Origin of the sequence: Micromonospora sp. ATA51 (genome assembly GCF_016802855.1) — a bacterium.
Lineage (GTDB): Bacteria > Actinomycetota > Actinomycetes > Mycobacteriales > Micromonosporaceae > Micromonospora > Micromonospora sicca.
The window spans coordinates 1-24,371 of record NZ_JAEVHJ010000017.1; the positions used below are offsets into that span (position 1 = coordinate 1).

General features: G+C 69.8%; 21 protein-coding genes and 2 pseudogenes. 13 read left to right on the forward strand and 10 right to left on the reverse strand.

The features are described from left to right. Positions 1 to 946 precede the first annotated feature (946 nt). Positions 947 to 1,210 carry an SCO4848 family membrane protein gene (locus tag JNW87_RS05200; protein ID WP_109803991.1) on the reverse strand — a complete coding sequence of 88 codons (264 nt, stop codon included), beginning with the start codon at positions 1,208 to 1,210 and terminating at the stop codon, positions 947 to 949. Positions 1,211 to 1,396: 186 nt separating this feature from the next. On the opposite strand from JNW87_RS05200, the gene JNW87_RS05205 reads away from it, so the two are divergent. The 4 genes from JNW87_RS05205 to argS all read left to right on the forward strand — a co-directional run bounded on the left by JNW87_RS05205 (position 1,397) and on the right by argS (position 5,192). Beyond that, on the forward strand, positions 1,397 to 1,831 hold the full coding sequence (locus JNW87_RS05205; protein ID WP_109803994.1) for a PRC-barrel domain-containing protein: 435 nt from the start codon (positions 1,397 to 1,399) through the stop codon (positions 1,829 to 1,831). A 41-nt stretch (positions 1,832 to 1,872) separates the two neighbouring features. Beyond that, positions 1,873 to 2,040, forward strand: coding sequence for a hypothetical protein (locus JNW87_RS05210; RefSeq protein WP_201749849.1), 168 nt, complete (start codon positions 1,873 to 1,875; stop codon positions 2,038 to 2,040). 91 nt (positions 2,041 to 2,131) lie between these two features. Then, on the forward strand, positions 2,132 to 3,190 hold the full coding sequence (trpS, locus tag JNW87_RS05215; protein WP_109803990.1) for a tryptophan--tRNA ligase: 1,059 nt from the start codon (positions 2,132 to 2,134) through the stop codon (positions 3,188 to 3,190). 283 nt (positions 3,191 to 3,473) lie between these two features. Then, positions 3,474 to 5,192 carry an arginine--tRNA ligase gene (gene argS / locus JNW87_RS05220; protein ID WP_109803989.1) on the forward strand — a complete coding sequence of 573 codons (1,719 nt, stop codon included), beginning with the start codon at positions 3,474 to 3,476 and terminating at the stop codon, positions 5,190 to 5,192. Between the two features lie 48 nt (positions 5,193 to 5,240). On the opposite strand, the gene JNW87_RS05225 is transcribed toward argS, so the two are convergent. Beyond that, positions 5,241 to 6,713 carry a M1 family metallopeptidase gene (locus JNW87_RS05225; protein WP_238453213.1) on the reverse strand — a complete coding sequence of 491 codons (1,473 nt, stop codon included), beginning with the start codon at positions 6,711 to 6,713 and terminating at the stop codon, positions 5,241 to 5,243. A gap of 1,023 nt (positions 6,714 to 7,736) precedes the next feature. Here JNW87_RS05225 and JNW87_RS05230 point away from each other — a divergent pair. The 3 genes from JNW87_RS05230 to JNW87_RS05240 all read left to right on the forward strand — a co-directional run bounded on the left by JNW87_RS05230 (position 7,737) and on the right by JNW87_RS05240 (position 11,563). Next, positions 7,737 to 9,011, forward strand: coding sequence for a lipopolysaccharide biosynthesis protein (locus JNW87_RS05230; RefSeq protein WP_236648297.1), 1,275 nt, complete (start codon positions 7,737 to 7,739; stop codon positions 9,009 to 9,011). 6 nt (positions 9,012 to 9,017) lie between these two features. Continuing rightward, positions 9,018 to 10,373: a glycosyltransferase gene (locus JNW87_RS05235; protein ID WP_236648288.1), complete on the forward strand. Its 1,356-nt coding sequence runs from the start codon at positions 9,018 to 9,020 to the stop codon at positions 10,371 to 10,373. Between the two features lie 71 nt (positions 10,374 to 10,444). Further along, positions 10,445 to 11,563, forward strand: coding sequence for a glycosyltransferase family 4 protein (locus JNW87_RS05240; RefSeq protein ID WP_236648278.1), 1,119 nt, complete (start codon positions 10,445 to 10,447; stop codon positions 11,561 to 11,563). Positions 11,564 to 11,626: 63 nt separating this feature from the next. On the opposite strand, the gene JNW87_RS05245 is transcribed toward JNW87_RS05240, so the two are convergent. From JNW87_RS05245 to JNW87_RS05265, 5 genes are read right to left on the reverse strand one after another with little or no spacing between them, the layout of a single operon-like run. Continuing rightward, positions 11,627 to 12,613: an LCP family protein gene (locus JNW87_RS05245; protein ID WP_238453214.1), complete on the reverse strand. Its 987-nt coding sequence runs from the start codon at positions 12,611 to 12,613 to the stop codon at positions 11,627 to 11,629. Positions 12,614 to 12,669: 56 nt separating this feature from the next. Beyond that, positions 12,670 to 13,794: a non-hydrolyzing UDP-N-acetylglucosamine 2-epimerase gene (wecB, locus tag JNW87_RS05250; protein WP_109803985.1), complete on the reverse strand. Its 1,125-nt coding sequence runs from the start codon at positions 13,792 to 13,794 to the stop codon at positions 12,670 to 12,672. Further along, positions 13,791 to 15,029 (reverse strand): glycosyltransferase family 4 protein, encoded by a 1,239-nt coding sequence (locus JNW87_RS05255; RefSeq protein ID WP_238453215.1) that lies wholly within the window; start codon positions 15,027 to 15,029, stop codon positions 13,791 to 13,793. Before JNW87_RS05255 ends, wecB begins: the two co-directional genes overlap by 4 nt. Beyond that, on the reverse strand, positions 15,026 to 16,159 hold the full coding sequence (locus JNW87_RS05260) for an NAD-dependent epimerase/dehydratase family protein (protein ID WP_238453216.1): 1,134 nt from the start codon (positions 16,157 to 16,159) through the stop codon (positions 15,026 to 15,028). The genes JNW87_RS05255 and JNW87_RS05260 overlap by 4 nt, the downstream gene beginning before the upstream one ends. Then, positions 16,156 to 17,190, reverse strand: coding sequence for a polysaccharide biosynthesis protein (locus tag JNW87_RS05265; protein ID WP_109803982.1), 1,035 nt, complete (start codon positions 17,188 to 17,190; stop codon positions 16,156 to 16,158). Before JNW87_RS05265 ends, JNW87_RS05260 begins: the two co-directional genes overlap by 4 nt. Positions 17,191 to 17,605: 415 nt before the next feature. Here JNW87_RS05265 and JNW87_RS05270 point away from each other — a divergent pair, with 415 nt between their 5' ends. Then, positions 17,606 to 19,114 (forward strand): hypothetical protein, encoded by a 1,509-nt coding sequence (locus JNW87_RS05270; RefSeq protein WP_238453217.1) that lies wholly within the window; start codon positions 17,606 to 17,608, stop codon positions 19,112 to 19,114. 29 nt (positions 19,115 to 19,143) lie between these two features. Here the strand turns inward: JNW87_RS05270 and JNW87_RS05275 are convergent. After that, positions 19,144 to 19,368, reverse strand: a pseudogene (locus JNW87_RS05275) (transposase); the annotation flags it as partial. Between the two features lie 196 nt (positions 19,369 to 19,564). Beyond that, positions 19,565 to 19,768, reverse strand: coding sequence for a hypothetical protein (locus JNW87_RS05280; RefSeq protein WP_146231202.1), 204 nt, complete (start codon positions 19,766 to 19,768; stop codon positions 19,565 to 19,567). A gap of 34 nt (positions 19,769 to 19,802) precedes the next feature. Here JNW87_RS05280 and JNW87_RS05285 point away from each other — a divergent pair, with 34 nt between their 5' ends. Both JNW87_RS05285 and JNW87_RS05290 read left to right on the forward strand, forming a co-directional pair. Beyond that, positions 19,803 to 20,102, forward strand: a complete 300-nt coding sequence (locus JNW87_RS05285) for a hypothetical protein (protein ID WP_238453218.1) — start codon at positions 19,803 to 19,805, stop codon at positions 20,100 to 20,102. Positions 20,103 to 20,187: 85 nt separating this feature from the next. Continuing rightward, on the forward strand, positions 20,188 to 20,565 hold the full coding sequence (locus tag JNW87_RS05290) for a helix-turn-helix transcriptional regulator (RefSeq protein WP_238453228.1): 378 nt from the start codon (positions 20,188 to 20,190) through the stop codon (positions 20,563 to 20,565). Positions 20,566 to 20,638: 73 nt separating this feature from the next. Here JNW87_RS05290 and JNW87_RS05295 read toward each other — a convergent pair. Beyond that, positions 20,639 to 20,882: pseudogene (locus JNW87_RS05295) on the reverse strand (XRE family transcriptional regulator); the annotation flags it as partial. Positions 20,883 to 21,423: 541 nt separating this feature from the next. On the opposite strand from JNW87_RS05295, the gene JNW87_RS05300 reads away from it, so the two are divergent. The 3 genes from JNW87_RS05300 to JNW87_RS05310 all read left to right on the forward strand — a co-directional run bounded on the left by JNW87_RS05300 (position 21,424) and on the right by JNW87_RS05310 (position 24,180). Continuing rightward, positions 21,424 to 22,536 carry a hypothetical protein gene (locus tag JNW87_RS05300; protein WP_238453219.1) on the forward strand — a complete coding sequence of 371 codons (1,113 nt, stop codon included), beginning with the start codon at positions 21,424 to 21,426 and terminating at the stop codon, positions 22,534 to 22,536. A gap of 160 nt (positions 22,537 to 22,696) precedes the next feature. Continuing rightward, positions 22,697 to 23,377: a hypothetical protein gene (locus tag JNW87_RS05305; protein ID WP_238453220.1), complete on the forward strand. Its 681-nt coding sequence runs from the start codon at positions 22,697 to 22,699 to the stop codon at positions 23,375 to 23,377. A gap of 503 nt (positions 23,378 to 23,880) precedes the next feature. Further along, positions 23,881 to 24,180 carry a hypothetical protein gene (locus JNW87_RS05310; protein ID WP_238453221.1) on the forward strand — a complete coding sequence of 100 codons (300 nt, stop codon included), beginning with the start codon at positions 23,881 to 23,883 and terminating at the stop codon, positions 24,178 to 24,180. Positions 24,181 to 24,371: the final 191 nt, after the last annotated feature.

Genomic DNA, 24,371 nt, shown 5'->3' on the forward strand with positions numbered 1-24,371 from the left:
TCCTGAGCCAGGATCAAACTCTCCAACAAAAACCTGTTGAAACAGTCATCCCGGCAACAAAAAGTGTTGCCAAAGGAATCCCAACCAACAATCCCCCCAAAGGAGAACTGCCAGTCCGGGGTATAAATCAATTTGGCACTGGCTTATCAAGCACCCTGTTGAGTTCTCAAAGAACAACCACACACCATCCAGAAGCCCCACCCAGTAGGACCCCCATCCGGGGCATTTCGTCCGTCCGCACCCGCCGCTCTCGCGCCGGGCACTTTTACTACGTTACCTCGCCGTCTTCCGCGTGTCAACCGGTGTGTCCCGGTGTGTCACGCTTGGTACGGGTTGGCGCCGATGAGCACGCGCAGCAGCGAACCGCTGCGCCTGATCATCGGATTTGGCAGGACGGCCGCCGCGGTCACCCGCGAACTCGTCCGCTTCCCTGCCGATCGACAACCTTACCCGGTCGGTTCCGCCTCGCCAAATCCGCCTCTCGGCGAATCCGGGGCACCGCCCGGTCCCAGGTTCCTGATGAGTGTAACCATCCGCCCCTGGGGGTCATTCCCGCGCTCCGGCCTGTCAGGTCTTTCGCCTGTTTCGTCCGTTCCGCGCTGGCAGAGAGAAAGTTACGCGTCTGCGGGTTTGATCGTCAAATCCGTGGGTAGCGTCCCGCGTCACATCATCACCGCGAGACTATTTCCGCTGCTCAGCGGCGGTGTGGCCGGGTCGGTTCCCGGCGGCCGGGGGGTCGACGGACCCGCTGACAGGGGGTGCAACCCGCTGCCGGCGCTGTCTGTTCCCCTGCCGCTCCCGGCCACCACGTTCGGATCGGACCCGGGCCGCTCGGGCGCCGACCTGCTGCCCACGGTCGACGGCGAGGCGAGGCAGCTCGGCGTACGGCAAATGGCCCTGCTCTCCGGCGCAACGAGCGGTCGGCGCCCGGGAGGGGAAGTGGAGGTCAGGCGGACGGGCGGCCGGCGCGGCGGCGGGCCGCCCGCCACCCGCGGACACCGAGCACGCCGACCGTGGTGCCGATGGCCAGCGACGCGGCGATCAGCAGCGCGTGCACCCAGAGGAAGCTGGTGGCCGCGCCCTCGCCGACCGTGCCGGTGGACCAGGAACGCGGGTCGTTCCAGATGGCGACCGCGAACCTCGGCCAGATCACCCAGGTCCAGACCCCGACCCCGACCAGGAAGAGCGACCAGCCACGCGACAGCACCATGGCTGGCCAGTATGCCAGCGGGGCAGGTCAGCGGCCGACGGCGAGGGCGGGCCGGCGGGGCGTGGAGGTCAGAAGCAGCTGAGGTATCTCCTGACGGAGTGGGGGGCCCCGGGAAATGCCGGGGTGTTTCCGCCGGAGGTCGGCCGGGCAATTTTCCGGAGTCGCTACGACGTACCGGAGGTGGCCGTGCAGCCCTTCAATCCCTGGACCTGGCGGGACCCCTCGGCGCTGGCCGGCGGGTACGACGAGACCACCCCGTCCGACGTGCCGCGGCAGCGGCCGGCGGGTGGCGGCGGCCCGGACGCACCCGGACCGGGCACGCCGGTCGACCTCACCGGCTACCGGGTCGAGGCGACCGACGGCCGGATCGGCTCGGTCGACGAGGCGAGCGCGGACGCCCGGTACCTGGTGGTGGAGGCCGGTCCGTGGATCTTCGGGCGGAAGGTGCTGCTGCCGGTCGGGACCGTGGCCAGGGTCGACCACCTGGAGCGCACGGTGCACGTCGACCGCACCCGGGACCAGGTGCGGAACTCGCCCGCCTTCGACCCGGACGACTTCGACCGGCCGGCGTACCGGGACCAGGTGGGCAGCTACTACGAGGAGAGTTACCGCCACGGCTGACCCGGCTCCCGTCGGGACGCCCCGACGGCTACCGTGGAGCCATGGTCCGGCCGAGCACCAGCGCCCCGGAGACCGTCGACGGTCTCCCGGCGGTTGCCCCGCCGGTTCTCCCGCTCCGCGTCGACGACGGTCGGGAGCAGATCCTCGACGTACTCCGTGCCGGTGGGTTGCGGTTCCGCGCCGGCGGGCGATGGCGGTTCGCGCTCTGACGAGCCGACTCCACTGATCCGGGCACACCCCGGGTCTCTCCGCGCGCCCGCGCGTTCCTCACCCGATCCTCGGCACGAAAGGCGTACCACCATGTCCGCAGCACGGATGCTCACCGGCGACCGCCCGACCGGGCGGCTGCACCTCGGCCACTACGTCGGCAGCATCGCCAACCGGGTGCAGCTGCACCAGCGGTACGAGAGCTTCTTCATCATCGCCGACCTGCACATGCTCACCACGAAGAACACCCGCGAGCACATCGAGCAGGTCGCCCACAACGCCCGCGAGATGGTCACCGACATCCTCTCCGCCGGGGTCGACCCGGCCCGGGCCACCTTCTACCTCCAGTCGGCGATCCCGGAGGTCGGCGACCTGAACACCCTCTTCCAGAACCTGGTCACCGTGCCCCGGCTGGAGCGGGTCCCGTCGCTGAAGGAGATGGCCCGGGACGCCGGCAAGGAGGAGATGCCCTACGGGCTGCTCGGCTACCCCGTTCTCCAGGCCGCCGACATCCTCTGCGTGAAGGGGCAGGTCGTCCCGGTGGGCAGGGACAACGCGGCGCACGTCGAGGTGACCCGGGAGATCGCCCGCCGGTTCAACCACCTCTACGGCGACGTCTTCCCGGTGCCGGAGCTGGTCGCCTCCGACACGCCCGCCCTGGTCGGCACCGACGGCCAGGGGAAGATGAGCAAGAGCAAGGGGAACGCGATCGCGCTCTCCGACGACCCGGCGACCGTCCGCCGGAAGGTGATGGGGATGTACACCGACCCGAACCGGGTGCGCGCCGACGTGCCCGGGACGGTGGAGGGCAACCCGGTCTTCGCGTTCCACGACGTGTTCAACCCGGACCGGGCCCGGGTGGCCGAGCTCAAGGCGCGGTACCGGGCCGGTCGGGTGGGCGACGTCGAGGTCAAGGAGGAGCTGGCGGGCGCGCTCAACCGGTTCCTCGACCCGATCCGGGAACGCCGGGCCCGGTTCGAGGCGGAGCGCGGCCTGGTCGACCAGCTGATCTTCGAGGGCACCGAGCGGACCCGGGAGCAGGTCCGCCGGACCCTGGTGGAGGTCCGCCGGGCGATGGGTCTGACCAGCGCGTACAGCCAGGTGCGGCGGCGGGCCGAGCGGTACCGCAAGGCCGCCGCCACGCCGGCTTGACCTTCCGGGTACGCGGACAGCCGGCTCGGGTACCGCCTTGCGCCGTACCCGGGCCGGCCGGTTAGGCTGCTTCCATGGCCAGCTCCCGCACCCTCGCGCCGACGTCCTGCGACGTTTCGGTCGGTGCGGCGCGACGCCGGCGATCCTTCGACCGCCTGCGCTGAGCACGTCCTTCCTGCGACCGGCGGATCGAGCCGCCGGTCTTCGCCGATCGTCCTCGGTCCGCCCGCATCCCCCGTCCGGAGATCCGCGTGAGGCGGATCCGAGCGAGATCGGCGTACCCATGGATCTGGAGAAGTTGCTGACCGACCGGCTGGCGCCGGCGTTCACGGCGGTGGCCGGCGTACCGGTCGACCCGGTGGTGCGGCGCTCCCAGCGCGCGGACTTCCAGTCCGACGCGGCGCTGGCGCTGGCCCGGCGGCTCGGCCGGCCACCGCGGGCGATCGCCACGGAGGTCCTGGCACGCGCGGAGCTGGGTGACCTCTGCTCGGCGGCGGAGGTCTCCGGACCGGGCTTCATCAACCTGGCCGTCGCCGAGCGGACCCTCGGCGGGCTGGTCTCCGCGCTGGCCACCGACCCGCGGCTCGGCGTGCCGGCCAGCCCGGCCCCGGAGACGGTGGTGGTCGACTACTCGGCGCCGAACGTGGCGAAGGAGATGCACGTCGGGCACCTGCGATCGACAGTGATCGGCGACGCGGCGGCCCGGCTGCTGGAGTCGCTGGGGCACCGGGTGGTCCGGGCCAACCACCTGGGCGACTGGGGCACGCCGTTCGGCATGCTGATCGAGCACCTGGTCGACCTGGGCGAGGCCGAGGCGACGCACGAGCTGTCGATGGGCGACCTGGACTCGTTCTACAAGACCGCCCGGGCGAAGTTCGACGCCGACGAGGCGTTCCGGGAGCGGTCCCGGCTGCGGGTGGTGTCCTTGCAGGGCGGCGACGAGACGACGCTGCGGCTGTGGCGGCTCCTCGTCGAGCAGTCCGAACGCTACTTCCTGACCGTCTACGACCTGCTCGACGTGACCCTGACCGACCGCGACTTCCACGGCGAGAGCAGCTACAACGACCTGCTCGGCCCGGTGGTGGCGGAGCTGGACCGGCTCGGGCTGCTCCGGGAGAGCGACGGCGCCGCCTGCGTCTTCCCGCCCGGCTCGGTCGGCCGGGACGGGGAGCCGCTGCCGTTGATCGTCCGCAAGTCCGACGGCGGGTACGGCTACCCGGCCACCGACCTGGCGGCGATCCGGCACCGCACCGGCGAGCTGGGCGCGACCCGGCTGCTCTACGTGGTGGGCCTGCCGCAACGGCGGCACTTCGAGATGGTGTACGCGGTGGCGGAGCAGGCCGGCTGGCTGACCCCGCCGGCGCGGGCGGAGCACGTCGGGTTCGGCTCGATCCTGGGACCGGACGGGCGGATGCTGCGCAGCCGGGCCGGCGAGTCGGTGAAGCTGGTCGGCCTGCTGGAGGAGGCGGTGGCCCGGGCGACCGCGCTGACCCGGAGCCGGAACCCGGAGCTGGGCGACGCAGAGGCGGCCGAGGTGGGCCGGGCGGTCGGCATCGGCGCGATCAAGTACGCCGACCTCTCCAACGACCGGCAGCGGGACTACGTGCTGGACTGGGAGCGGATGCTGTCGCTGGACGGCAACACGGCGCCCTACCTGCAGTACGCGTACTCCCGGATCCGGTCGATCTTCCGCCGGGCCGGCGTGGCGGCCCGGCCGGACGCGAGCGTCTCGCTGGCCGAGCCGGCGGAGCGGGCGCTCGCCTTCGAGCTGGTCGGCTTCGGCGCGGTGGTCGCCCAGGTGGAGCGGAGCCTGGAGTTCCACCACCTGGCGGCCTACCTGCACCGGCTGGCCACCGCGTTCAGCGCGTTCTACGAGCGCTGCCCGGTGCTGCGGGCCGAGGAGCCGGTACGGGGGAGCCGGCTGGTGCTCTGCGACCTGACCGCCCGGGTGCTGCGGCAGGGCCTGCACCTGCTGGGCATCCGTACGCCCGAGCGGATGTGATCGGGCCGCGTCGGCGCCGGAACGGTGTCCGGCGCGACGCGGCGGCGCTCACTTCACGGTGATGGACTTCGGGGTGGTCTTCGAGTCGAGCCAGGTGTTGATCAGCTTGGTGAAGTCGCGGCCGGTCTGCTTGTTGACGAACGCGATGAACGAGGCGCGGTCCTGGTGGGTGTTCTTCTGCTCCTGTACCCAGGCGGTGGCGAGCGCGAAGAACTTCTTGTCACCGATCTGGTTGTGGATCTCCCGGAGCATCGCCTCGGGGCAGAGGTAGACGTTGCCCTCGGCGAAGTTCTTCGGGTTGGGCTTGCCGGGCGGGCCCAGCTTCTTGCGCAGCGCGGCGTCGGCCTGGCGCGTGTACCGGTCCAGGCTGGCGTCGCTGAGGTTGAACGTGTCCTGGGTGTAGAGGTCCTGGGCGTACGTGGCGAAACCCTCGTTGAGCCACAGGTCGGTCCAGGTGGTCGGCGTGACGGAGTCGCCGAACCACTGGTGCGCGTACTCGTGCAGCAGGTCGACGCCCCAGCGGTCGCGGCGGGCCTTGGTGTTCTCGATCTTCCGGCCCATGGTGATCATCTGCTGGGTCTCCATGCCGGACGCCGAGTCCACCACCACGACTCCGCCGGTCGGGAACGGGTACGGCCCGAACCGCTTCTCCAGCCAGGCGATGTACTGCGGGGACTTCTTCAGGTACGGCAGCAGCTTGTCGTCCGTGCCCTTGCGGTACCAGTAGGTCAGCGGAAGCCCGCGCGGTCCCTTGACGGTCAGCTTCTGGTACTTGCCGACCGCGAGGGTGGTGAGGTAGCTGGCCACCGGGTCGACGCTGCGGTACGTGAAGGTGGTGCCGGACTGGCTGGCGGGGGTGCCGCTGGCGATCGCCGACCAGCCCGCCGGCACGGTGACCTGGATGTCGTAGAGCGCCTCGTCGGACGGCTGGTCGTTCGCCGGATACCAGGTGAACGCCCCGAACGGCTCCTGCATGGTCCAGAGGCCGCCCTCCTTGGTGACGGTCAGCCCCAGGGCCTCCACATCCTTGCGGTGCGACGGCATCGGGGTGGTCTTCGGCTTGCCGTGGTACTTCACCACCAGGGTGACCGGGTTGTCGGCGGTGACCGGGGCGGCGACGGTCAGCTTCTCCTTCGCCACCGTGCCGGTCACCGTCGTCCCGTCCAGCGTCACCCCGTCCACCTGGTACGGCATGAAGTCGAGGACGAGGCTGGGCGCGTCCTTCGTGGGCCGGATGCGCAGGGTGGCGGTGCCGGCGAGGGTCTTCGTCGGCGGCGCCCAGTCGAGGACCAGGCCGTAGTGCAGGACGTCCAGCGCCGCGGTCCCGCGGGCCGGGTAGATCGGGTCGGCCACCGGGGTGGAACGCCCCGCCTGCCAGGGCGTGTAGTCGACCGCCGGCGCGGTAGGGCTCGGGCTGGTCGAGGGGGACGAGGAGGCGCCTGCCGGGGTCGTCGGGTCGGATGTACAGCCGGCGACGAGCAGCGGCGGTAGGAGCAGGGTCAGGAGTACGGGGTGACGCATCAGCGCACCGTACGGGAGTCGGCGTCGTCCGTGGGGGCGGCCCGCGAACCGTCAGCGCGTGCCCTCCAACTCGCCTTCCCGGTTCATACCCGGAGGAGGCTCACCTCGGTCGACCTTGCGGAAGCGGTCCAGGAAACTGCCCACGGATCCCCCCACTTCGACGCGTAGGCGTAGGGGTCAGCCGTGGGGGTCAAAACGATCAAGGGCCGGTCCCGTGACGGGAAACCGGCCCTTGACTTGCTGTGCGCCCGAAGGGACTCGAACCCCTAACCTTCTGATCCGTAGACAGATGATTGTCTATGCGATACGACGTCGACTCGAACACCCCATTTCGGTTCCACTCGGTCCGACTCCATCTCGGCGGATCCCAGCAGGTCCGGGCGATACATTATTAACAGCAATGGATTCAGATCGTCGTGGAAGAGGCTGAAGTTCGGCCGAGGGAGTGGCGCGTCCGCGCCGGTCCACCGACGTCCGATCACCATCCGAGCACCAAGGGATCCCCTGATGCGCCGATACCCAACACATCAGCAGCAGCCGCCGTCAACTACGCCCGATGCTTCTTGGAGCTTGCGGGCGCGCCTTGCGGGCCGGCAGGCCGATCGACAGGACATGCGGCCGCCTCCGTAGTGCACCTTGGCCGGCACTGCGAAGGGTTGCAGTCCGATATGCGTAACTTATGCCCTAGTGCTCCGTTGGGCCTCGTGTTGACTCGACGGGGTGGGGGCGAGACATGGATCAGACGCCGGGGGTGCGGCCCTACCCCCCGGTGCCCGCACGTACCGGAGCCCCCGGCGCCGGGCCCGTACCGGCCGCGGACGCGCCCCGGTGACCGCCGGTCGCACCTCCTCCCGGTCGGACCACCATCTGGCTGATCCGTTGGCGGGTGGGCTCGTAGAGAGCTCCGCGCCATCCGGGACGCCTCCGATCGGAATACACGAGCCCCAGAGCACCCGGCCCGGCTGGCGCGAACCGGTTGGGCTCGGCACCAGCCGACTCGCTCCCTGGATCGCCAGCGCAGTCGTGGCGCGGGCGGTCAGCGCCGTCGTGCCGTTGATGCTGGTACCGGTAACGCTGTCGTACCTCGGACCCGATCTCTACGGGCTGTGGATGGCCGTGATAGCCCTGACCGGCATGGCCGCCTTCGCCGACCTGGGACTGGGCAATGGCCTGCTCACCAGGCTGGCGCCTTGTCATGCCAGCGGCGACTCGCGCCTGGCCCGTCGTTACGTCTCCAGCGCGTACGCCATGGTGTCGGGGATCGCCGTGGCGGGTTGCGCGCTGCTGTGGCTCGTCTCCGACCTTGTCCAATGGCGGACCATATTCAATGCGCCAGATTCGGTGTCGCCCGCCGATGCCCGGGCGGTGACGCTGATAGGTCTGACTGCGTTCTTGCTGAACATGCCCTTGTCCCTGGTGAGCCGCGTCCAGTACGCGTACGGGATGGGGGCGAGGAGCAATATCTGGCAGGCGGCCGGGGTGGCCATGTCGTTACCGCTGGCATTCGGGGCAGTGCATGCCGGACTACCCGCCCGGGCGGTGGTCGCCGCCGCCGTCGCCGGCCCGGTGCTCACCAACATCGTCAACACCGGCTGGACCTTCGCCAGGGATCTGCCCGACCTCACGCCGAGGTGGGGTGCCCTCGATCCGCCCACCGGCCGGGAGCTGCTGCGGATCAGTGGCCTGTTTGGCGTCGTCACGATTCTGATGACGCTCGCCGACAACGCAGACAGTCTGATCATCGCGCACACGAGGGGGCTGGCTGACGTCACGGCGTACGCCGTCCCGGCCAAGCTGTTCACCCAGCTCGGCGTCGTCGTGGTGTTGGTCAACCAGCCGTTTTGGCCGGCGCACGGCGAGGCTCTCGCCGGCGGGCGGGTGGTTTGGGTGCGGCGTATCGCGCGCCGGATGACTGTGGTCTCCACGGCCGTCGTCCTGCTGCCGGCGGTGGTCCTGGTGGCCTGGGGTGAACAGCTCTTCGTCACCTGGCTGTCAGTGCCGTTCGGGGACCGTTGGCTCCTACTGGGCATGGCGGTGTGGTGGCTGACGCTGGCGGCCACGTCGCCGGTGTTCATGGTGCAGAACGCGGCCGGGGTGGTCCGTCCGCAGTTGGTCGGATACGCGGCCTACCTCGCGTTGTCCGTGGTTGGCAAGTGGTATGGGACGCGCTGGTTCGGCATCACGGCGGTGCCGTACGTCGCAACGGCCTGCTACGTGCTGACGGTCGTCCCGGCGGCGATCCATGGTTACCGCCGGGCGCTGGCACTCGGTGTGCGCCCGAGGACAGTCGAGAGGTGATGTGCGATGGAATCCCAACATGACGTTGTGCCCAGGGTGCTGGTGGTGGGGCACATGCCCTTTGACCGCTCCACCGGCACGACGATAACCCTGTCCAACCTCTTCCATGGCTGGCCGAAGGACCGACTCGCGCAGGTCTACACGGCCAGCACCGAGCCGTCGACGGAGGTATGCGAGAAACTCCTGCACTTCCCGCCGCGGGAGCACTACCTGCCGCCGCAGTATTACGCCCTGCGGATGCTCGGCTGGAACGGCAGCACACCGTTGCAGGGCATCCCGGCGATCGCCGCCGTCCGCGAGGCCGCCGACAGACGTCGCGCAGTCGCGGCCGTCTACGCGCACCTCGTCGCCCTGGCCGACCTCAGCCCGCTGCACGTCCCGCCTCGAGTGGTGCGCTGGTTGCGGGACTACCAACCCGACGTGGTCTACTCGATGCTCGGCAGCGTCCGGTTGACCAGGCTGGCCTTCCGTGCGGCCGAGGTCTGCGGGGTGCCACTCGTACCGCACTTCACCGACGACTGGCCGGCGACGCTGTACCCCCACGGTGAACTGGGCGGCATAGCCGAGAGGGCGTTGCGGTCGGCGGTCCGGAAGCTGATCAGACTCGCACCCGCCGGCATGGCGATCAGCGAGCCTATGGCCGAGGAGTACCAGCGGCGGTACGGCATTCCCTTCGAGATCTTCGCGAACTCGGTGGATGCTGACTTCTTCGCAACCCCGCAGCCGCAGCCAGTCGGCCGGGACCGTCCGGTGACGAACCTGGTCTACGTCGGGGCGCTTCACCTGGACCGCTGGCGGTCCTTGCTGAACATCGCGGCCAGCGCTGAGGCCATCAGCGCGGCTGCTAACCCGGTCCGGCTGACCATGCACTGCCCTGCCGAGGACGTCGAACGCTACCGGAGGGCCTTCGCCGGGCACCCACAGGTGCACTTTGGACGGTCGCTCGCCAGCCACGAGGTGTCCGATGCTCTGGCCGCTGCGGACATTCTGGTGCACGTCGAGAGCTTCGCGGAGGACACCCGCCGGTACACGCGCTACTCGGTTTCGACGAAGATTCCCCAGTACCTTGCCGCCGGCAGGCCGATCTTTGGTCACGGTCCGGCCGAGCTCGCCTCGATGGCGTACATCCGTTCGGCGCGAGCCGGGGTCGTTGTCGGTGTGCAGGACCCCGACCTGGTGACCGAGCAGCTGTGGAAGCTGTGCCTCGACACGTCCTCCTGGCATGAGTTCGGCCGTAACGGTCGGACTCACGCGGAGCGTCACCACCGCAGGGAACGAGTGGCGGCGCGCTTCGCGGACGTTCTTCGTAAGGCCGCGGAGCAGGGCGAACGGCGGCAGGTCGGCGCAGGGGGCTGGTCATGAGACGATCCGGGGAGTGGATAGCCTGCGTCGGCCCGTTCCTCTTCCCATGGGGGGAGCCGGGTTCTCGGCGAGTGTTCGGCCTCGTCGGATCCCTGGCGGCCGCCGGCCAGCACGTGGTGGTGGCCAGTGGTGATCCGGAGCCGCGGACTCCCACCGTACTGCCCGGGGTCGAGGGGCCGGGATCGGTGTCCCACGTCGGCCTCGGTGAGGCACCGGCGGCCGGAGCGGGTCTGATCGACGCGTCCGTACGGATGCTCATCACCTGGGGACGACGCACGGTGCGCTGGCTGGACGAGCAGCCGACAAGGCCGTCGCACGTGCTGGTCCATGGGGGGCAGGCGCAGTACGCCTTCCACCTGAGGCGATGGTGCGAGCGTCATCGGGTGCCGTTGGTGATCGATGTCGTGGACTGGTACAACGGGCGGTGCGTCCGGGGCGGGACCTTCGGCCCGCTGCACGTGAGCATGAAGCTGGCGCTGCAGTACCACTACCCACGGTGCGACGGGGTCGTCGCCATCAGCACGTGGCTTGCGACGTACTACGCGGCGCGGGTTGGCGCCGTGGTCCGGGTTCCTCCGACTCTGGACGTGCGGAACCTTCCCCTCACCGCGCCCGGGACACAGCGGGGGTCCGGCCTCACCCTCGTGTACGCGGGGAACCCGGGTAGGAACAACAAGGATCTGCTCGCCGACGTGGTCGCCGCGGTGGAGCGGGCGCACAGCGTCGAGGCGCCGGTCGAGCTGCGGGTTCTCGGTCCCTCGGTGGACGAGGTACGCGCCATGGTCGGCGGACGGCTGCCCGACAACGTACGGGCGATGGGGCGGTTGGCGCAGCGCGAGGTCCCACTCGCGCTGCAACGAGCCGACTTCAGCGTGCTGCTTCGTCGACCCGAGCGCGCTTCGAACGCGGGGTTCTCCACGAAGTTCTGTGAGAGTCTCGCCAACGGTGTGCCCGTGCTCGCCAACCTGACCAGCGACATGGGGCAGTACCTCCACCACCGCGTTGAAGGGCTGGTCTGTCCCGACGACTCGGTGGCAAGCCTGACGGAGGTGATCCGGCGGGCGGCTGGGCTCAGCGACGGTGAACGGGCTCTGATGCGCGTGGCGGCCCGGGAACGCGCGCTGAAGTCGTTCGACTATCGCGCCTACGCCGCCACCCTCGGCGCCTTCTTCGACGGCCTGCGTCGCTGAACGGCCGTCGGGCTCCGCTGGCGGGGGGGGAGGCGTACCGAGGTTCGGGTCCGCCGGCGGGCGTCAGCGAGGGTTTTCCTCCAACCACCGGTCCATGGTGTCGGTACTGATCGCCTGGTAGAGCCGGGCGGCCGCTGCCCGGTCGGGCAGGACGACGCTCTGGTCACCGACCATGCCGGTTCCGGCCGAAGGGCTCGTCAGCATGACGAGGCTGTCGGCCCCGATCTGTCGGAGGCCCCAGACGGTGTCGGTGATGGAGAGGTTCTCGTCGACCTGCACGGCGCCCGCGATGGCGCGTAGAAAGCTGTTGAGGCGGGCCGGATCGGTCAGGACACCCTTGCGAGTGGCCTCTTGTAGCACCGCCGCGAGGATCGCTTGCTGGTGCCGGACCCGACTGAAGTCACCGTCGGCGAACTGGTGGCGCTCGCGCGCGTACTCGAGGGCCACCGCGCTGGTCATCCGGTGGGTGCCGGGCTGGAACACCGCGCCATTGGCGTTGAACGAGGTGAACGGGGCGTCAACCGGGACGTCCACGCCTCCGAGAGCATCGATGACACGGCCGAATCCGGCGAAGTCGACGATGACGACGTGGTCGATCCGGACGCCGGTGACGCTCTCGACGGTACGCACGAGCAGCGGTGTGCCGCCCCAGGCGTACGCGGCGTTGATCTTCGCCGGCCTTGGCTGGTCACCGCCCGGTGAGGCCGGCACGGTCACCCAGGTGTCGCGGGGAATCGAGACGAGTTGCGCCCGGTCCCGGCTGTGCGGAACGTGGACCAGGATGATGGTGTCCGTTCGCGGCCGCGCGCCTCCCGGATCGGCCTCGTCCGTGCCGACGACGAGGAAGTTGAGAGCGGAGTCCGCGGCCCGGACCGGCCGCTGGTCGGGGGGAATCTGTTCGAAGGTGTCTACTCTCTTGACACTCCTGTCGATGGACCGCAGGTAAAGCCAGCCCCCGACGCCGACGCCCGTCAGCAGAAACGCGAGGACCGCGATCAGTGCTCCCGCTCGGGTCCAGCGGTTGAATCGAGCGGGTGAAAGAATTCTCACCTGGTCACCTCGCTGTAGGGTTCGATGTGTTGGCCGATGGTGGACGGACGACATTCTCAGCGCCGGATTGCTGCCCAGTCGTGGTGGCGCCGGACCGTGGACAGGATGTAGTCGACAACCCGGCGGGACGTGTCCGGCACCTGGTAGTCGGACGGACACGGCACACCGTCAACGGAGAACTGGGCGACCGCCACCCGGACCGCCTCAAGCACCCCCTGCGGCTCCAGGCCGGTCATGATGATCCCGCCGGCGTCCAGCGCCTCCGGACGTTCGATCGACTCCCGAAGGGTCACCGCCGGGAAGGTGAGGATGGCGCTCTCCTCGCTGATCGTGCCGCTGTCCGACAGCGTGCAGCGCGCGTGCCGTTGGAGCTGGACGTAGTCGAACAAACCGAACGGCTCGTGAAACGCGATCCCGTCCAATGTGGTGGCATCCACCGTTAGAGCCTCGAGCCGCTTCCGGGTACGCGGATGGGTGGATACCAGCACCGGTAACTGCCACTCGTCCCGGACCGCGCGCAGGCAGTCGAGCAGCCGCTTCAGCCGCGCGGGCTTGTCGACGTTCTCCTCACGGTGCGCGCTGACCACGAAGTACCCCTTCGGGGCCAGTTCGAGCTGCTCGAGAATCCGTGATCTTCGGATGTCGTCGCGGTAGTGGTCGAGCACCTCCCGCATCGGTGAACCGGTGTGCAGAATGCGGCGGGGGTGCAGACCCTCGGCGAGCAGGTTGCGCCGGGCGTGCTCGGTGTAGACCAGGTTGAAGTCGGCGACGTGGTCCACCAACCGGCGATTGGTTTCTTCGGGCACGTTGAGGTCGAAGCACCGGTTGCCCGCCTCCATGTGGTACACGGGTACGCGCATCCGCCGAGCGATCAGGGCAGCGATGCAGCTGTTCGTGTCGCCGAGCACGAGCAGCGCGTCGGGACGCAGCTCGTTGATCGCCTGCTCGACGCCGGTCAGTACGCCGGCGAACACCCTGGCCACCGAGGAGGTGTCGACCCGCAGGAACCGGTCGGGCTCACGCAGCCGGAGCTCGGCGAAGAAGACCTCGGACAGCGTCGGGTCCCAGTTCTGCCCGGTGTGAACGAGTACGTGATCGACGGTTCGGTCCAGCTGGCTCATCACCCGCGAGAGGCGAATGATCTCCGGCCGAGTGCCTACTACAGTCATCACCCGGGTCATGTTCCGACCTCCTGTTTAGCGATTTTGGTGAGCATGTCCTCGATCTGGTCGACGCCCACGTGCAGCGCCATTCGCTTTTGGTAGAAGCGCCGCGCCCGGGCACCAGCGGCCACCCGCTGGGCGGGGGACCACGCCGCGATCCGCGTGAACCGGTCGGCGAGCGCCGGCCAGTCCTCAGGCGGGCAGGTGAGCCCGGCCCCGGCAGCCTCGACCAGCCGGGCGACGTCGCCGGCGGCGGACACCACGACGGGCGATCCGCAGGCCAGCGCGGCCTGTAGCTTGGACGGGACGGTTGCGCGCAACGCGGGCAGGTCGCGGAGGCAGACGAGCTGGCAGTCCGCGGCGGCGTACAGTTCGGCCATTTGGTTCGGAGGGCGTCGGTCCAGGAACCGGACGTTGCTGGCGCCGAGGGTGGCGGCGAGGCGGCGGGCGTTCTCCTGGTCGACTCCGGATCCGACCAGCACGAGATCCATCCGGTCTTCGATGGCGGCCGCGGCCCGGATCGCCGTCTCCAGGTGCTGGAACTGGCCCATGTTGCCGGCGAACATGACGGTGCAGCGGCCGCGGTAACCGATCGCCGCGCGCGCCTGCGGTGTCGGCCGTACCGGTCGGAACAGCGTCTCGTCGGTCCAGTTGAGCACCGTCCGGAGCCGGTCAGGTTCGGCTCCCCGTTCAACCAGGAGCTGTTGCATCGACGGGGCGATGACCGCAATCGCCGAGGCGTCCCGGTAGAGGCGCCGCATGGTCGCGTTCAGCGCGGTGGTCAGGAACCGGCCAGCGGTGCCGGTCGGCGCCAACCCGGATGCCGTCACCGACTCCGGCCACACGTCCTGTACGTGCAGCAGCACCGGGATCCGGTTGAGCCGGCGCAGCACTGCCGCCGGGGCGAATGTGGTGGCCGGTGGGTGGTAGACGTACAGCACGTCGACATGTGCCAGGTAGCGCAGCGCGGCCAGGGTGCTCGTCGCTGCGAACGACAGGTAGCTGATCATTCGGCCGGTCGCCGAGCTTCCGTGGCTGGGGCGATGCGGTACCCGCCGCACCGTGAGGTTCCCGGTGGTCGTGGTGTCCCGCCAGCGCTGCTGCCAGCTGGGGTAGAGCTGTCCGCCAGGATAGTTCGGGAAGCTGGTCAGCACCCGTACCTCGTGGCCACGTTCGGAGAGCGCGCGGGCGAGTTCGCCGGGGATGAAGATCGGCTCCGGTGGGTACCACTGACTAACAAGGCCGATCCTCATGCCGGCGTCTCCGCGGCCGGGAGCGATGGCTGGGCCACAGGCTCGGGATAGGTGTCCGGACGTGCTGGGTCGAAGAGTTCGTTGGCCCAGAAGAGCGTGAGCAGTTCTTCCGTGCCGGTGTTGGTGATCTCGTGTGCCCACATCGTCGGCATGTCCACCACCACCGGGTCGTCCCCACTGACCGGAAAGCGGACGACCTCGCGGTGTCCGACCCGCCGGAGACGGATCTCGGCAGTGCCGCGGAGGACCGCGAAGCGCTCGACCTTCGCCAGGTGGAAATGATCGCCGCGGCTGTTTCCTGGTCGGGTGGTCGAGGCGAAAGTCTGGCCGCCGCCGCCGTGCACCTTCATGGTCTCCACCAACGTTCCCCGCACGTCGCTGCGGCGGGTTAGCGGCAGCGGGAAGTGGCTGGGGAAGCAGTGCGACCGGTAGGTGTTGAACAGCCGTACCGCGTGCCTGTCGGACAGTGCCGGGATCTCCCCGGACCGGTAGGTGGTCGCGAAGTCGGTCAACCATGCCGCGAGCAGCGCCACGTCGATCCGGACCGGCGGCATGCTCGGGTCCCAGGCGTGCCCGGGCGGCGCGCCGATGAGCCGGGCGGCAGCGTCCTGGACGTGCACGAGGTCCAGCTGCCGGTCACCGGCCACCTCCGGCCTGCCGCCATCGGCGAGCACCCGGCAGAAGGTGGCGACCACCGAGTTGTAGAAGGGGCGGCCGTGTTCGCCGTACAGGTTCGGCAGCAGGACGTCGTCGAAGTCGTAGCCCACGTCCGCAGCGGCGGCCAGGGCGGCGGCAGCGGCGGCCTTGGTGTCTCCGTAAGGCGTGCCGTTGCCGGCCTGCACCGAGTTGGCGAACACGACCCGCTTCGGCGGAACAGGGCACCGTCGCAGGACCTGGACGAGCGCCGCCGCCGATCCCAGGTTGCCGGCGGCCAGCTCGGCCGGGCTCCCCCGGTTGACGCCCCCGAGGTGCAGGAGCAGGTCCGCGCCGCCGACCCGGTCGGCAGCGTCCGCCGGGCGGGTCAGGTCGGCTTGTGTCAGCACCACCGGCTCGGGCCAACCGATCGCACGAAGCAGGACCCGGACGTGCCACCCGAGGAATCCGCCGGCGCCGGTCAGGACGATGTTCATGGCACCAGAACCGGTTCGCGGAGGGCCAGCTCGGCCCGGATCTCGGGAAGGCCGAGCAGCAGGTCCCTGATGCGCGGTACGTCGAGTCGCGGTGCGTGCGCCGAAGTCAAATCCGAGGTGCCGGCCGTGCCCGCGGTCTCGGCACCGTACGGCGAGTACTGCAGCCCTCGGGCATCCACCGGCACCCTGATGAAGTCGCCGAAGTCGTCGGCCCGCGCGACCTCCTCCGCGCTAGCGAGGCATTCGTGCAGCTTCTCCCCAAGGCGCGTGCCGACAACGTCGAGCTTCTCGGGCACGTCGAACAACTGGCAGACAGCCATGGCCAGGTCCCCCACTGTGCACGCGCTGGCCTTGTGGATAAAGACATCGCCAGCCCGAGCGTGCCGGAACGCGTGCTCCACTAGCCGTACCGAGTCCGCCAGCGACATCAGGAAGCGCGTCATGTCCGGATCGGTCACGGTCGGTGCCCGCCCTGCCTTGATCTGCTCCACGAACAAGGGAATGACCGAGCCGCGGGAGTACATGACATTGCCGTACCGCACGCAGGACACCGTCGTCGCGCTGTCGTGGGTGCGGGCGTGGGCCTGGGCGAGCTTCTCCATCACCGCTTTGGTCATGCCCATCGCGTTGACCGGCTGGACGGCCTTGTCGGTGCTGAGCAAGACGACGGAGCGGACGGCGTTGCGCTCGGCCGCCTCGACCACGTTGGCGCTGCCGAGCACGTTGGTGCGAATTGCCTCCACGGGGAAGAACTCGCAGGCCGGGACCTGCTTGAGCGCGGCGGCATGGAAGATGTGATCCACGTTTCGCGTTGCCCGCAGCACCGTCTCGAAGTCCCGGATGTCGCCGACCTGGTAGCGCACCCGCTCGTCGTTGATCGTGTGGCGCATCGCGTCCTGCTTGGCCTCGTCCCGGCTGAGGACCCGTACTTCGCCCACCCCCCGGTCAAGGAGCCTGCGGACCATGGTGTGGCCGAACGAGCCGGTTCCGCCCGTGATCAGGACCCGGGCGTCGGTTTCCAGAAGTGTCATCGGGATCCTCCCGTAGGTGGTTGCCCGGCCGTCGACGGCGGGGACTGTTGCTCACCAAAGATCTACCCGATGCAACCGGACAAAAGTGGCAAACAGCCGCAAACCATGAAATTACGGTAGAATCCTCGCAGGGGCTCGGTGGAGCTGCAGCGGACCGGAGCCGCTACGGGCCAGGCCATACGTCGGACCGGCGGCGCGCTGCCGTATCACACCCCTCGCGCAGCCGGTGGGCTGGTCTGGCAAGGGTCGCAAGGCCAACCGGAAGGTACTGAAGGTGACAGTCGTAGAAGCGGAACGCATTTCGGACATGCGGCCGCACCCACGGGCGGACCACGCCGACCAGGGCACGTCCGGTTGTCCCGGAACAAGTCCTGAATCATCGAGCTGGCCTGCCCGGCACGACGCTAGCCACGCGGTGCCGCAGCAACGGAAGTCCGCACGGCTGAAGGCGTGGTTGCCGCTGATCCTGGCGCTGTCCTGGATGCTCGGCACCTTCGGCGCCTTCTGGCTCGGTGGTCTAGGGCAGCAGGTACCCAACCCGGGCCGGCTGTGCGCCTTCGTGCTTAGCGCGACGGGCCTGTTCGCCCTCGGCTACGCCGCCCGCGTCCTGCGCGTCCCCGGAGGACAGTCGACGGCCGTCACGCCGACCCGGGCCGCCCGGATCCGGCACCTGGTACTCGTGGGAGCCGGCTACTACACCGTGCTGAGCATCATCCGGCTGGCTACGCTCGGGGCGACCGGGCCGGGCAACGTCTGGTCGAGCGTCCAGGATCCCGCAGCGGCGTACCTGCACAAGCTGCAGGCATATGACCAGGGAGTCGGGCAGGGCAACCCGATCCTGTCACTCCTGGCACTGCTCGGCGTCTGCGGCACCACACTGGCACCACTCCTGGTCGTCTACTGGCGCCACCTCCCCTGGCTGGCACGTGCGGCCGGCCTGCTCGGCCTGATCCTCAACGTGACCTACTACCTCTACATCGGCACCCTCAAGGGCCTCGGCGACGTCGCGGTCATGCTGGCGGCAGGCCTGCTCGTCCTCGCAGCCGCGCCGCAGCGACGCGCGCGCTCCCGTCGCCGCACAGCGCTCACCGTCGGCGCCGCAATCGCCGCCGCCTTCACCGCCTACATGGTCTTCAGCCAAGCGGCGCGCACCAGCGAGTTCGGCACAAGCGACCTCGTCAAACCGAGCCCGGCGGTAGCAAGCCTGGCCGGTCCCCGGGTGGCCGACGGCCTGGCTGCCCTGGTTTTCTATCCGACTCACGGCTACCTGGGCCTGGCGTACAACCTCCAGGCGCCGTTCGAGTGGTCCCGCGGCCTCGGCAGCGCCCCCGCCGCGGCGGCCCTCGCCGAGGAACGGTTGGGCGCCGACGCGTTGACCAACACGAGCTATCCCGAGCGGACGGAGAGCATGACCGGCTGGTCGGCCGAGCTGTACTGGGCGACAGCCTACCCGTGGCTGGCCTCCGACCTCACCTTTCCCGGCGCCGCCCTCTTTATGGCCCTGGTCGGTTGGCTCTTCGCCCGGGTATGGCTGGAGGCGGCCTTCTCGCGGCGGGCCCTACCTCTACTGCTCTTCGCACAGCTCTGGATCTTCATCGCGTACGTCCCGGCGAACAACCAGCTTGGCATGTCCCCGGAATCCGTTGCCGGAGTGGTCACCCTGATGGTGCTCCTCCTGTGCCGGCCGCAGACCCGCGACCGGGCGGCCCGCAAATCGGCGGGGGTCCGGGCACCGGCGGTGGGAGCCAACCGCAGGGGCCGACCAGGGACGCGGGCCGTGTCGGCGCGTGTGCCGGTGGCCAGCCCTCAAGGACCGAGAGGTCAGGCCCTTACACAACAGATCTGTCTTCCCTGGCCGACGGGGTTCGCGAGTTCGCCAACCTGCTCACCGCCCGCCGCGGACACGGCCCCGACTCCTGGATGACGGCAGTACCGGCCGACCGCGACCCAACTAACCCCGGCCCGGTTCCACTCCTCCAGGCGCCGCCAGCAGGTCATCCCGGACCCGAATCCCAACTCCTGAGGCAGGAACTCCCACTGGATGCCGGTGTGCAGCACGAACAAGATCCCGCACAACACCTGCCGGTCCGGGATCCGCTTGCGTCCCGGATACCGTGGGTTGCGCTGCGGCTTGGGCAGCAACGGCTCGATGCGCTGCCACAGCCCGTCCGGCACGATCCACGGCGGCTGCTCACCACGCCTCACGGCCGAACACTGTAGATCACCATCTACAAGAGACAAAACCCCTAGATCATTTTGTTAGGACCTCTAAGGGGCTGCGCACCCAGTCGCCGGCTCCAATTGCCACTGGTCAGGCTGCTCGACAGCGCGGCGACGAGGGAAGGCATCGCAGCTCAAGTCACCTTCCAAACTGTCAGTGCGGCTCGTGGTCCTCGTCTTCATCGTCTCGCATCAGGAGGTCGAGGTCTTCCGGGCGCATCCGCTTGATTTGGGTTTCCAGCTTTCGGCTGTACTGGCGATCGTTTGGATCCATGCCGTTGCGAGACCGAGAGCTGCGGCCGTATTCCTTGAGGAAGCCACCTAGCTCTCGGCGTATGCGTTCCGGCCGGCCCGACATGGGTGTCACTCTAGGATCTTGCCACACTGCGCCGGTGCAACAGCCGCCGCTGGATACTATTGAGGTTACGACTCGATCCAGCCGGCGGGACTTTCGTCGAACGCTGCGCGCCTTCTACCAGCGCAAGATCGCCTGGTTCGGTGTGGCCGGGGCAGTCGCGGCGCTGGCCGGCGCGCTTGCACTCTGCGCCGAACTCCCGGTCGTCGCGGCTATCTGCTTCATCGGGGCCGTGATCGCCTGGGCCTACAGATGGTGGCGCATCGAGATGGAGGTTCGTAGGCTGCGGACGTCCGGGCACCGGGCCCGGCTGCGGTCGCCGCTGTCGCGCCGCTAGGCCGTCCAGACCAGACCATTTGAAACACCCTCGTAGACATCGTGTATTGCCGATGGGCGCGTGGGTGGATGCTGCTGGTGGAAGGATGGCATATGTGGGAACTGCGTTGGCTGGAACGACTATGCCTCAGATCTCGCCGCTCGCCGGCGAGCCGATCAAACGTGCCGATGCCGAGCGGCTCGCGGGGGTCCTGAAGGCCTTCGCCGATCCCGCCCGGCTGCGGCTGCTCAGCCTGATCCAGTCGGCCCCCGAGGGCGAGGCGTGCGTCTGTGACCTGACCGCGCCGCTCGGCCTCTCGCAGCCGACGGTCAGTCACCACCTGCGAATCCTCACCGAGGCCGGCTTGCTGGAGCGGGAGAAGCGCGGTGTCTGGGCGTACTACCGGCTAGTGCCGTCCGCGATCGCCACGATCGCGGATCTGCTGACCCCCCCACGTAAGCGATCAGCGCGGAGAACCCGCTGACACGTGACAAGTCACCGCCCTTCACTCCGGCCTCTGCCAGGGACTGACGCTGATCGGCGGCCAGCGGATTGCTCTATGCCCCCTCGACCTCGCGCAGCATCAGCGCGAGACTCTGCGACCGCCGCTCAGCCGGTAGCGCCTCCCACGCTCGCCGCGCGTACGCGACGCCGCCGGCAGGGTCGCCGGCCTTCGCCATCGTCAGGCCCCGATGTAGCTCGATATTCGTCGCGAAGCGCGGGAGCCCAGCTGGTCGCGTGGCGGCAGCCGTCAGGTGAGGGGCTCCGCAGCCGTCCCGGCCCGGGCACGCCAGCCGCAGCCCGCGTTGAGGCGTCGCTGCAGCGGTTGAAGTCAATAACGCACCGCCAGTTATCTGTTGCGGCTGCTCGGCAACCCGGCCTGCTGGCTCGTCGGTCGACCGATCGCATCCGCGCCCGGACTGCGAAAGATATAACGTGAAACCCCCTATTGACGCATCTATTCCGGATGCGCGGACTCGCGCATCCGCGGCGACAGGGGCGGGACACCCGACCCCTCCCCGACCCCCGGAGGGTGGTTCTCGCCCCTGCCGCCCCACAGCGGTTCGTGCCGGTCTTGTCGTTCGGCTGGCCAACTCATCGCAGGGTAGTCTCGGTGTCCTCCCGGGTTGGCAGCACGAGGCGGGCGGCCGACAGGTCAAGTGCGCTGCGCCAGGCCGTCGATGCATGCCGGTGGTAGCCCGCGTCGGGAGCGTCCATACCTGCGGTCCGGGCGCGACGCGTCCGATTCCCGATCAGCGGCACGCTGTAATCGATGGACCGCGTTCGGTAGAGTGCGGGCGATTGATCGTCGGCGATGGCCGAGGGTCGGAGGGGTGCCGGGATGACTCGACGGGGCGGGCGGTGGACGCGGGCCGCGCTGCGCCTCGGGCTCCTGCTCGGCGGGGTCGTTGTGGCGTGGGGCGCCCACGAGGCCACCAGCGCGGCCGCCTACGCCGCCGACCGTCCGCCGGCCGCGCCGATCGACGCCGCCGTCGACCTGCTCAGCGACGTCCTCCGCCCGGTCCTCGCCGAGGCGCCGACGCCCACGCCGACACCGGAAAGGCCCACCGGCGACGCTGCGGCCCCAGCCACCCCGCCGATGGAACCAGGCGCCCGTGCGGTGCCACCACCGAACCGGACGGCACCGAGCCGCCCGGCCACGGACCAGGCGGCAACCCGACCGGGCTGGGTGTCCACACCGCCGGCCCGCCACGCGGAGCCACCCGCACGGGTCGGCACGCCGAAGCCCGCCGCCGAGGCACCCCGCCCGGCCACCGGGCTGCTCGGCGGGAACGTGCTGACACCGGTGGGTGACGCCCCGCGCGCGGTGACCGAGCCGGTCCGGTCCGGGGTGCTCACCCCGGTGGCCGACGCGCTGCGCCCGGTCACGGACCCCGTGCGGGCCGGTGTGCTCATGCCGGTGGCTGACGCCCTCCGTCCGGTGACCCAGCCGCTCGCCCCGGTCCTCTCGCCCGTCTGGCGAGGGCTGGAGCCGGTGCTCGATCCGCTGGATCCTGTGCTCGAAACCCTCGATCCGGTGACGGACCTTCTGGACCCGCCGGCCACCGCACCACCGGCGATGACGCCGCCGACCAGCCTGGCCGGCGGCCCGGGCTGCACCGGCCCTGCCACCGGACCGGTCGCCGCACCGGCCAGGTCCGCCTCGGGACCTACCTCCGCCAGCGCCCCGACGCACTGGCACACCACGACACAGCTCTCGCGCCTCGCCCGGTCGGACGGGCCGCAGCCGCTGCGGCCGGACGCCGACTCCGCGCCCGCCACGCCCTTCCCCGGTACCAGTGGATCCAGCACGTTCGGTGCTGTCCACGGGAGCCCGGCCGACGCCCCCACGTCGGTGTGGACGCCGCCCAGCCTGGCGGGGCGCCGCTGCCACCCGACCGGCGGCGAAGCTCTCCCCTCCCGCTCGCCCCGCCCGGGCACCCGGCCCGCCTGACCGGCGGGCCGTTGCGTGCCGCCGCGCGGCACCAACGGCCTCTGCGTACCCGTGTTCCTGACGGCCCTTGGTGGCCCGCGCCGGCCCGCGGAGGCCCCGCGACGACGCCGGCATCCTTCCCCGACGTACCCCGATCACAATGGTGACCAGGAGTTACCCAATGAACGTGAGCATGCCCGTCGTCCGAGCCCGGTGGCGCGACATCGGCCGGATCGCCGATCTCGTCACTGAGGCACTCTCCCCCACCGCCCTCGGCGCATGGCTCGTCCCCGACGAGCGACGCCGGCCGACCATCCTCGCCGCCGTGGCCCGGATCTGGACCGAACACGCGCTGCTGTTCGGCGACGCGTTCCTGCTCTCGGACGGCACCGCCGCCACCGTCTGGTTCCACCGCTACCGGCCCATCCCGCCCCCCGCCCGGTACGCCGACCGGCTCGCCGACGCGTGCGGTCAGCATCTGGACAGGTTCCTCCAGTTCGACCAGGCCCTCGCCGCACGGCGTCCCACCGAGGCGCACAACCACCTGGCCCTGCTCGCCGCGCCAGGCCCCGCGGGTTCGGGCCACGCCGCGGCGGTTCTCGCCGGAGCGCAGCAGTGGATGGACACACTCAGCCTGCCCACCTACGCGGAGGCCTTCACCGACGCCGACCGCGAGCTGTTTCGGCGGCACGGATACACCCACCGGGACACCGTCCCGGTCGACGGCCACACCACCGCACACTCGATGTGGCGGGTGTCGCCGTTCTGGACCGGTCGGTCCAGCCGGAACGCCCGCTCGCCCGTGCGGAGTCGACACGTCCTACCCTGCAACAACCCGTCGACCCGGTGGGCGCTGCGCTGATCCACCCGACCTGACCGGGGCGGCCCCGCCGCCCCGGTCAGCGGGCCGCAGAACGGCCGCATCACCAGCAGGACCAGACACGAGGATCAGCAGCATGGGCCCGACCGCTGCGACCCGTTGGAACAGACCGCGGACGGCCTGTACTCGCATCCTGCGCCCGACCGTCGGGCCAGTCCCACTCCGCAGGCTGATGAAGGATTCGTCGCACCACGTCAGCCACCGCAGGCAATGCCGCTCCACGGCGGGCATCCCCGAAGCGGCAGCACACAACCAGTACGTTCCGTCACACGGACCGCAGTCAGCCCGGAGCAGCCTCTTGTGCTCCCAAGGCCAGCCGGGACGCCGTCACAAACGCAGGCATCCAGGGCGAACGTTTCCTGCCGCTCGCTGGTACGCGGCGCTCAGAACTCGGTCGCCGACCCGCCACGCAGGCACAGCGTTTTCTGGCCCTGCGGTGTGGCTAGGGTCGAGCAGCCACAGCCGATCCCTGACACTATTGACCCATGTCGACGCCGCTTCCTCGGTATGCCGAGCACGCCATGGACCTGCGCGACACCGCCTTTCGCCTGGCCGAGGCGCTGGAGGGCGATGTGCAGGTCAGGGACCCGGCCGCCTTGGCCGCCCTGCTGCGCGCCACCACAATCGCCCTGTGTAAAAGCATCCTGGAGCTGATGGACGCCACCGCTGCTGCCGGCGAGGGCCCAGCGGTAGAAGCGCTACGCAAAGCCCTGGCAGGCCAGGACGAGTCCGCCCGGGCATTGGCGGAGGCAGCACAAAAACTGTCGGGGCTGCAGCGCGACTGACGGCCGCCTCGGCGCGCGTGGGTCGGGCTGGGCGGTGGCGTCGATTCCGCACGGCGTGTCGGAGGGTGTCTGAACGGTCACTGCGGGCACAATCGCAGGGCGTTGGGGTGAACGAAGGCGTTCCCGTCGGAGGTGCCTGTTGTTGCGGTGTCCAGGCCGGCTGGCTCGGTGGACGCTGCGTGGCGCTCTCC

What these genes read in the sequence shown, in the direction of transcription:
- wecB (WP_109803985.1), bottom strand. Translation starts at nt 13,794, where the DNA reads ATGACCCGGGTGATGACTGTAGTAGGCACTCGGCCGGAGATCATTCGC.
- trpS (WP_109803990.1), top strand. Translation starts at nt 2,132, where the DNA reads ATGTCCGCAGCACGGATGCTCACCGGCGACCGCCCGACCGGGCGGCTG.
- JNW87_RS05280 (WP_146231202.1), bottom strand. Translation starts at nt 19,768, where the DNA reads ATGTCGGGCCGGCCGGAACGCATACGCCGAGAGCTAGGTGGCTTCCTC.
- JNW87_RS05310 (WP_238453221.1), top strand. Translation starts at nt 23,881, where the DNA reads ATGTCGACGCCGCTTCCTCGGTATGCCGAGCACGCCATGGACCTGCGC.
- JNW87_RS05305 (WP_238453220.1), top strand. Translation starts at nt 22,697, where the DNA reads ATGAACGTGAGCATGCCCGTCGTCCGAGCCCGGTGGCGCGACATCGGC.
- JNW87_RS05235 (WP_236648288.1), top strand. Translation starts at nt 9,018, where the DNA reads ATGGAATCCCAACATGACGTTGTGCCCAGGGTGCTGGTGGTGGGGCAC.
- JNW87_RS05255 (WP_238453215.1), bottom strand. Translation starts at nt 15,029, where the DNA reads ATGAGGATCGGCCTTGTTAGTCAGTGGTACCCACCGGAGCCGATCTTC.
- JNW87_RS05300 (WP_238453219.1), top strand. Translation starts at nt 21,424, where the DNA reads ATGACTCGACGGGGCGGGCGGTGGACGCGGGCCGCGCTGCGCCTCGGG.
- argS (WP_109803989.1), top strand. Translation starts at nt 3,474, where the DNA reads ATGGATCTGGAGAAGTTGCTGACCGACCGGCTGGCGCCGGCGTTCACG.
- JNW87_RS05290 (WP_238453228.1), top strand. Translation starts at nt 20,188, where the DNA reads ATGGCATATGTGGGAACTGCGTTGGCTGGAACGACTATGCCTCAGATC.
- JNW87_RS05225 (WP_238453213.1), bottom strand. Translation starts at nt 6,713, where the DNA reads ATGCGTCACCCCGTACTCCTGACCCTGCTCCTACCGCCGCTGCTCGTC.
- JNW87_RS05210 (WP_201749849.1), top strand. Translation starts at nt 1,873, where the DNA reads ATGGTCCGGCCGAGCACCAGCGCCCCGGAGACCGTCGACGGTCTCCCG.
- JNW87_RS05265 (WP_109803982.1), bottom strand. Translation starts at nt 17,190, where the DNA reads ATGACACTTCTGGAAACCGACGCCCGGGTCCTGATCACGGGCGGAACC.
- JNW87_RS05260 (WP_238453216.1), bottom strand. Translation starts at nt 16,159, where the DNA reads ATGAACATCGTCCTGACCGGCGCCGGCGGATTCCTCGGGTGGCACGTC.
- JNW87_RS05200 (WP_109803991.1), bottom strand. Translation starts at nt 1,210, where the DNA reads ATGGTGCTGTCGCGTGGCTGGTCGCTCTTCCTGGTCGGGGTCGGGGTC.